This window comes from Isoptericola sp. NPDC057391 (genome assembly GCF_042668085.1).
Taxonomy (GTDB): domain Bacteria; phylum Actinomycetota; class Actinomycetes; order Actinomycetales; family Cellulomonadaceae; genus Isoptericola.
The window spans coordinates 1-3,360 of record NZ_JBHVBO010000286.1 but is presented as its reverse complement, the minus strand read 5'-3'; the positions used below and the strand labels follow the sequence as shown (position 1 = coordinate 3,360).

The 3,360-nt window shown below is 75.1% G+C and carries 1 protein-coding gene; it reads left to right on the top strand.

The window, feature by feature from the left end:
• Positions 1–48: 48 nt before the first annotated feature.
• Positions 49–3,351: a GH92 family glycosyl hydrolase gene (locus tag ACFUVW_RS20270; RefSeq protein WP_430573097.1), complete on the top strand. Its 3,303-nt coding sequence runs from the start codon at positions 49–51 to the stop codon at positions 3,349–3,351.
• Positions 3,352–3,360 lie beyond the last annotated feature (9 nt).

Here is a 3,360-nt window from a genome sequence, read left to right as displayed (position 1 = left end):
GACCTGGTCCCGTCGCCGCGCGGCCGTGACCGCAGGAGAGTGGAGCACATGGCCGGACCCGACTTCCGTACCTCGTTCGAGCCCGGCGACCCGGCCCCGCTGCCGTCGGGACGCCGCGCCCCCCTGGTCGCCCGTGTGGGCGACGGCCCGGCGTCGGGCGCCACGCACAAGCCGCGCGCGGGGTTCACGGGCCTGCACGCCCTGGGCTTCGCGGGCCTCAAGGACGGGCCCGGGCCCGCGACGCACGTGCTGTTCGAGGGCCTGGGGATCGAGGTGGGGCCGCGCACCCGGCTGAGCTACGTCGTCCTGCCCGACCTGCGGGGCGACCTGAGGTACCCGTCCACGTACGTCGCGCTGGACCTGGCGTTCACCGACGGCACCTTCCTCTCCGACCTGCCGGCCATCGACGCGCACGGCACCGGCGCCTCGGCGCGCGTCCAGGGGGAGGGCAAGATCCTCTACCCCGACCAGTGGAACTCCGTGCGCGTGGACGTCGGCGCGGTCGCCGCGGGCCGCACGGTCGACGCGATCCTGCTGCGCTGCGATCCGCCCGACGACCTGCCGGACGCCGCCTTCTCCGGCTGGCTCGACGACGTCGTGATCGACGCCGAGCCCGCGGAGGCGCCCGGGCCCGAGCTCGTGGACCTCGTCGACACCCGCCGCGGCACCATGGCGAGCGGGCAGTTCTCGCGCGGCAACACCGTCCCGGCCACGGCGGTGCCGAACGGCTTCACGCTGTGGGTGCCGATGACCGACGCCGGCTCCCGGCGCTGGCTGTACGAGTACCACCGCGCCAACGACGCGCAGAACCGGCCCGCCCTGCAGGGCTTCGGCGTCTCGCACCAGCCCAGCCCGTGGATGGGCGACCGCAACCAGCTCGTCGTGCAGCCGGCGTCCGGCCCGGGCACCCCGACGGCCGCCCTCACGGACCGGGCGCTGCCGTTCGACCACGCCGACGAGATCGCCCGCCCCGACCTGTACGCCGTGACCTTCGCGGACGGCACCACGCTCGCCGCCACGCCCACCGACCACGGCGGCGTGCTGCGCCTCGGCTTCCCCGCGGGCGCCCCCGGGCACGTGCTGCTCGACACCGTCACCACCGCGGCGGGGGAGGCGCGCCTCACGACGCACCCCGACGGCACCGTGACGGGCTGGGTCGACGACGGCAGCCCGCTGTCGGTGGGCCGCTCCCGCATGTTCGTGGCCGGCAGCTTCGACCGGGTCCCCGCCGCCGTCGGTGCCGCCCGCGGCGACCGGCAGCACGCGCGGTACGCGAGCTTCGACACCTCCGGCGACACCGGGAACGCCACCGTCGAGCTCCGGCTCGCGACGTCGTACCTCTCCGTCGACCAGGCGCGCCGTGCCCTGGCGCAGGAGCTCGACGGCCGCTCGTTCGAGGACGTGCAACGGGCCGCGCGAGCGCTGTGGGAGGAGCGGCTGGGCGTCGTCGAGGTCGCCGGGGCCACGGACGACCAGCGCGTCACGCTGTACTCGAACCTCTACCGGCTGAACCTCTATCCGACCTCGCACACGGAGAACGCGGGCACCCTCGAGTCCCCGGTGCCCCGGTACGCGAGCCCGGTCGCGCCGCCCGTCGGCCCGAGCACCGAGACCGAGTCGGGGGCCGCCGTGGTCGAGGGCCGGATGATGGTCAACCACGGGTTCTGGGACACCTACCGCACCGCCTGGCCGGCGCTCGCGCTGCTGTACCCCCGGCTCACGGCCGACCTCGCCGACGGGTTCGTCCAGCAGTACCGCGACGGCGGCTGGATCTCGCGCTGGTCCTCGCCGGGCTACGCCGACCTCATGACGGGCACCAGCTCCGACGTCGCGTTCGCCGACGCCTACCTCAAGGGCGCGCTGCCCATCGACGTCGCCCTCGACGCGTACGACGCCGCGCTGCGGAACGCGACGGTGGCCCCGCCGCACGACGCCGTCGGGCGCAAGGGCCTGGAGACGTCGACGTTCCTCGGGTTCACGCCCGCGACCACGCACGAGTCCGTGTCCTGGGGGCTCGAGGGCTGCCTCAACGACTTCGGCATCGGCACGATGGCGGCGGCGCTGGCCGACGACCCGGCGACGCCCGACGAGCGTCGCGACACCCTGCGGGAGGAGTCGGCCTACCTCCTGGACCGGGCGAAGCAGTACGGCGGCCTGTTCGACCCGGAGGTCCGGTTCTTCCGGTCGCGGCGCGCGGACGGCGCGTTCACGCCCCCCGCGCGCGACTTCGACCCCGACGACTGGGGCGGCCCGTTCACCGAGACCAACGCCTGGAACTTCGCGTTCCACGCGCCCCACGACCCGCAGGGTCTCGCCGCCCTGTACGGCGGGCGCGCCGGCCTGGAGGCGCGGCTCGACGAGTTCTTCTCCCGCCCCGAGGACGGCACGCACGTCGGCGGGTACGGGCAGGTCATCCACGAGATGACGGAGGCCCGCGACGTGCGCCTCGGCATGTGGGGCGTGAGCAACCAGCCGTCGCACCACGTGCCGTGGCTCTACACCGCGGTCGGGACACCCTGGAAGGCGCAGCGGATCCTGCGGGAGGCCTTGCACCGCCTGTTCGTCGGCAGCGAGATCGGCCAGGGCTACCCGGGCGACGAGGACAACGGCGAGATGTCGGCGTGGTGGCTCTTCGCCGCGCTCGGCCTCTACCCGCTGCAGGTCGGCTCACCGCGGTACGCGGTCGGGTCGCCGCTGTTCGACGAGGTGACGATCCGTCGGCCGGACGGGGACCTGGTCGTCCGAGCGGTGGGCAACTCGGTGGAGAACGTCTACGTGCAGTCGTTGACCGTCGACGGCGAGGCGCGCGACGCGGCCTGGCTGGCCCACGGCGACCTCGCCGGCGGCGCCACGATCGAGCTCGTCATGGGCCCGGAGCCGTCGTCCTGGGGCACCGGGCCGGCCGCGGCGCCGCCGTCGCTCACCACCGGCGACGCGCCACCGGCACCGCTGGTCGACGTCACCGCGCGGGGCACCGTCGTGGTCGACGACGGCGGAGCGCCGGTCGACGGGGCAGCCCTGGTCGATGACACCTCGGCGACGGTGTCGACGTTCGCCACCCGCACGCCCGTCGTCACGTGGACGGCGGACGACGGGCGGCCGGTCGTCGTGCGGTACACGCTCACCTCGGGCGACGGTGCGGCGCCGGCCGCGTGGCGCCTCGAGGGGTCGGACGACGGCCTGGCCTGGTCCGTGCTCGACGAGCGGCAGGGCGAGACGTTCCGGTGGGCGCGGCAGACTCGGCCGTTCACCGTGGCGGGGCCGACGGCGTCCGCCGCTCTGCGCCTGGTGGTGACCGGCGTCGCCGGCGACGGCCCCCTGACGCTCGCCCAGCTCGAGCTCCTCGCCTAGGCACGACGT